Source organism: Okeania sp. SIO2F4, from assembly GCF_010672385.1.
GTDB lineage: Bacteria > Cyanobacteriota > Cyanobacteriia > Cyanobacteriales > Microcoleaceae > Trichodesmium.
In genome coordinates this window covers 1-3,693 of sequence record NZ_JAAHGT010000160.1, presented here as the reverse complement: position 1 = coordinate 3,693, position 3,693 = coordinate 1, and the positions used below count along the sequence as shown (strand labels likewise).

The 3,693-nt window shown below is 32.3% G+C and carries 4 protein-coding genes and 1 pseudogene; 4 read left to right on the top strand and 1 reads right to left on the bottom strand.

What is annotated here, in order from left to right:
* The 3 genes and pseudogenes from F6K22_RS12745 to F6K22_RS12735 all read left to right on the top strand — a co-directional run.
* A partial coding sequence (locus F6K22_RS12745) for an alpha/beta fold hydrolase (protein WP_293097923.1) occupies positions 1–577 on the top strand: 577 nt, incomplete at its 5' end.
* Positions 578–713: 136 nt separating this feature from the next.
* Positions 714–1,079: pseudogene (locus tag F6K22_RS12740) on the top strand (DUF29 domain-containing protein); the annotation flags it as partial.
* A gap of 341 nt (positions 1,080–1,420) precedes the next feature.
* The gene (locus F6K22_RS12735; protein WP_293097921.1) at positions 1,421–2,233 is read left to right on the top strand and encodes an alpha/beta fold hydrolase; all 813 of its coding nucleotides are present in this window, start codon (positions 1,421–1,423) and stop codon (positions 2,231–2,233) included.
* Between the two features lie 27 nt (positions 2,234–2,260).
* Here F6K22_RS12735 and F6K22_RS12730 read toward each other — a convergent pair whose 3' ends face one another.
* Positions 2,261–3,133: a DUF4437 domain-containing protein gene (locus F6K22_RS12730; protein ID WP_293097919.1), complete on the bottom strand. Its 873-nt coding sequence runs from the start codon at positions 3,131–3,133 to the stop codon at positions 2,261–2,263.
* Between the two features lie 314 nt (positions 3,134–3,447).
* Between F6K22_RS12730 and F6K22_RS12725 the strand changes: the two genes are divergently transcribed.
* Positions 3,448–3,693: alpha/beta fold hydrolase family protein (locus tag F6K22_RS12725; protein WP_375340156.1), on the top strand; the 246-nt coding region annotated here is incomplete at its 3' end.

The window sequence follows — 3,693 nt, the reverse complement described above, 5'->3', positions numbered from 1 at the left end:
TATTTTATTGTTAGATCAATTAGGGATTGAAAAATGTAGTATTTTGGGGAGTTTAACAGGGGGTTATATTGCTGGAGAAGTAGCCGTATCTTATAGCGATCGCCTGAATAAATTAATCCTTTGTAATACTCATGGTTTTGATGCAGAAGAAGCTGAAAAAATTACCCAAAGATATAGTCAAGGATTTACTTTTAAAGAAGATGGTTCTCATCTTATGGAAAGATGGTTAGCAAGAATTAATTATTTGGGAAAAGGAGAATTAAATCACCGTTGTGTTTTAGATGATTTAAAAGCTTTTGGAGGAAGTATCTATCCTGGAGTTGCCCTGGGTAAATATTGTCTTTGTGCTCCAGAAAGGTTTAAACTTATTCAATGTCCTACCTTAGTTTGTAATGGTACTAAAGCCTTAGAACCTATAGACAAATATGGCTTTGTCAAGGCAGAAAATCAAGGTTGGTTATCTGAAGCAATTCCCCATAGTAAAATGGTTGAAATTGAAGGAGGAAACCTGTGGATGATTAATCAAATGGCTGAAGAAATATCTACAGTTGTTGTTGATTTTTTAGATAACCATTAAAAGAAAAAGTCACCTATTAGGAGTTTAAATTATTAGTGCTATTGATGAGACTACAGAAACCTATGGGAAAACTAAAATGACTAACCTCTATGAAACTGATTTTGTGGAGTGGACTATTAAATAAGCTAAGTCATTAAACGATCGGGATCTAAAAGCTCTTGATTGGAATAACTTAAAAGCAGAGATAGAAGACTTGGGAAAAGAACAAATTCATGCTGTTAGTAGTTCTATCAAAAGGTTAATTGAAAACAAGCTTAAATTAGACTATTCCTCCAATATTTATCCTCGAAACCACTGGCAAACTGAAATTAACAATTCTCAAGATGAAATTGAAAGAAGACTAACTCAAACTCTGTTCAACAAAATAGATATAGATAAAGAGTACGAGAGAGCTAAAAGATTAGTCTTAAGTGAATATCAGCTAGACCTTCCTAACAAATGTCCTTACAGTTTTGAAGATTTAATGCAAAGATTACCGAATCAATTAATAATTAATAATTAATAATTAATAATTAAATGATTCGGGTTAAAAGCCGACACTTTTAAGGGAAAAAAAATTCTTTTTTTTCCTTCAGCGTCAATCCTCTCACTTTTAGGGAGAGGTAATTATTAACTGTTAATTGTTAATTGTTAATTTCCGAACATACATATAATTGATAATTATTATAGCGGATTCTGTCTGAGTGAGTTACGCCTCTCACAGGCAAGATGCCAAGTTGCAAATTTTATATTTAATATTTGTACCTCACGCTTCTTGGGAAATGCTATATTATTATTATTATTATTATTATTAGTTGTTGTTCATTTTTTAGATAAAAAATAGATGAGGATAAATTAAATATTATGAAAATCAAGAGAGGATTTTTAGATACAGAAGACGGGCAAATACATTATCGAATTGGAGGAGAAGGTGAACCACTAATTTTGCTGCATCAAAATACAAAAAGTAGCGATGAATATCGAGAATTAATGCCAATCTTTATTAAAGAAAAAAAGTTAGTTATTGCTATGGATTTTTTTGGTTTTGGTGAATCCGATAAACCTCCTAGAATGTATTATATTGAAGACTATGCCAAAACAGTTACTTTACTTCTTGATAAATTAGGAATCAAAAAAGCAAACATTCTTGGGCATCATACAGGTGCTTTTGTGGGAGCAGAAGTAGCAACAGCATATCCAGAAAGAGTTAACAAACTTGTGTTATCTTGTATTGACTATTTTGAAGAAGAGGAAAGAAAAACGCTTTATAATAGGTTTTCTGAAGCTTTTCAAATTAAAGAAGATGGTTCTCACCTGACAAAAAGATGGCCTGTTCGTTTAAGTTATGTAGACTCAATAGAATTAAATCATCGTTGTTTATTAGATGAATTGAAATGCTATGGTTATCCTCCCTATGCTCCTTTTGCAATAATGAATTATGCAGAAAAAAGCTTAGAAAGATTTAGATTAATCAATTGTAAAACCTTGATATTATCTGGAACTGAAGACATCAAAAAACTAGAAAAATTAGGAATTGCAAAAGCAGAAAACAGAAAATTTATTGCTAAAACAATTACCAATGCTAAGATGGTTAATATTGAAGGTGGTACAATTTATATGATGAATCAAATGCCTGATGAAATTGCTAAAGTAGTTGTGGATTTTTTAGATAATTAGAGAATTAATAATTGTATTTTTTTTGAATTATAAGCGATCTACATAGGATAAAACAGTTCCAGGTTTTGAGAGGTCTCGATCGACTCTGATAAAAGATAAATAACCATCATGCGTAATATGTCTAGGAAGAATATCAAAACTAGGGCAGTACCAAAAATAGTCCTTGAACCATCGAGTATTACCTAAATCGCAGTAACCTGCTAAACCGATACCTTCTTCATTGTAACATTGGATGATTGGATAATGGTTATCATAATGAGGTAAAATGGCTAGTAACCAAACACCAACCCCATAAGGAGTTTTTCTTAAATACTTCTTTTTAGCAGTCTCAAATTGAGTAGTTTCTGTTTTTCCCCAAGGTAAAAGTTTGCTATCTAATGCAGGAATAAACTCGTTCATTCTAGCGTGAGGACAATCTATTTCTGAGGCTTCATATTTAAAGGGAACTGGTCCATTTTCCATCCACAGAATTTCTACAGGTTCATCTCCTAAAACTTTCCAAGGACCAACTCTAACCCCAGTAGGAATAAAAGAGTAACCATGTTTATCTAATTGCCATTCTCCTATTTGAATGACTCCACTAAGAACAAAAATTTCTAGATCGGCTGTAAATATTCCTGCGGGAGCTGTAAATTGAGGGGGTAAACTCACCCTTGATGTAGATGCACCACAATTATGCCAAGATAATAATCTTCTTGTTGCAAAAGGGACAGTATCTGGCATTCCCTCTATACGCCAATCTAAAATTTCTGGTACAGTATTAGAGTCAAAAACCTGGTATTGACGAGGGATATAGTCTGGAGAAATTGCTGTACTTCTCCCAGATAAATTCATCCGTCCCCTACCATCTCCTCCCCAGTCTTCTCTAATATTGGCATTTTCTTGATTATCATTCATCATAGTCTATATTCCTGTCGAAATTTGCATTTTTTAATTAGACCATAATCTAATCTCTCTAAAATTGCAAGGAATATTATCAAGGAAATAAAATAGACTAATTTAACTGTTAATCTCTGAACTTAAAAGTTAACTATTTTCAACCTATGAAAGTTGCTTTAATTACTGGTGGAACTCATGGAAGAGAATTAGCCATTTCTCGTAGAATTTGCTCAAGATGGCTTTAATCTTATCCAGGGATATCATTCTAATTATGATGTTGCTATGGAGGTAAAACAAGAATTATAAAAGACGATCTAAAATGTTTTGGTTATCCTTTGTATGCTGTTTGGGCAGTTGGTAATTATTGTTTAAAAGCAGAAGCAAAATTTAAGCAAATTAAATGTCAAACTCTAATTATTTTTGGAATGGATGATATGCAGGAATTTGAAAGATTAGGGTTGGCAAAAATGGAAGACCATAATTTTCTTTCTCAAGTAATTCCCCATGCTAAAATGGTAGAATTTCCAGAAGGAACTATTTGTATGATGAATCAAATTCCTGAAAAAGTTGCTGAAGTTGTT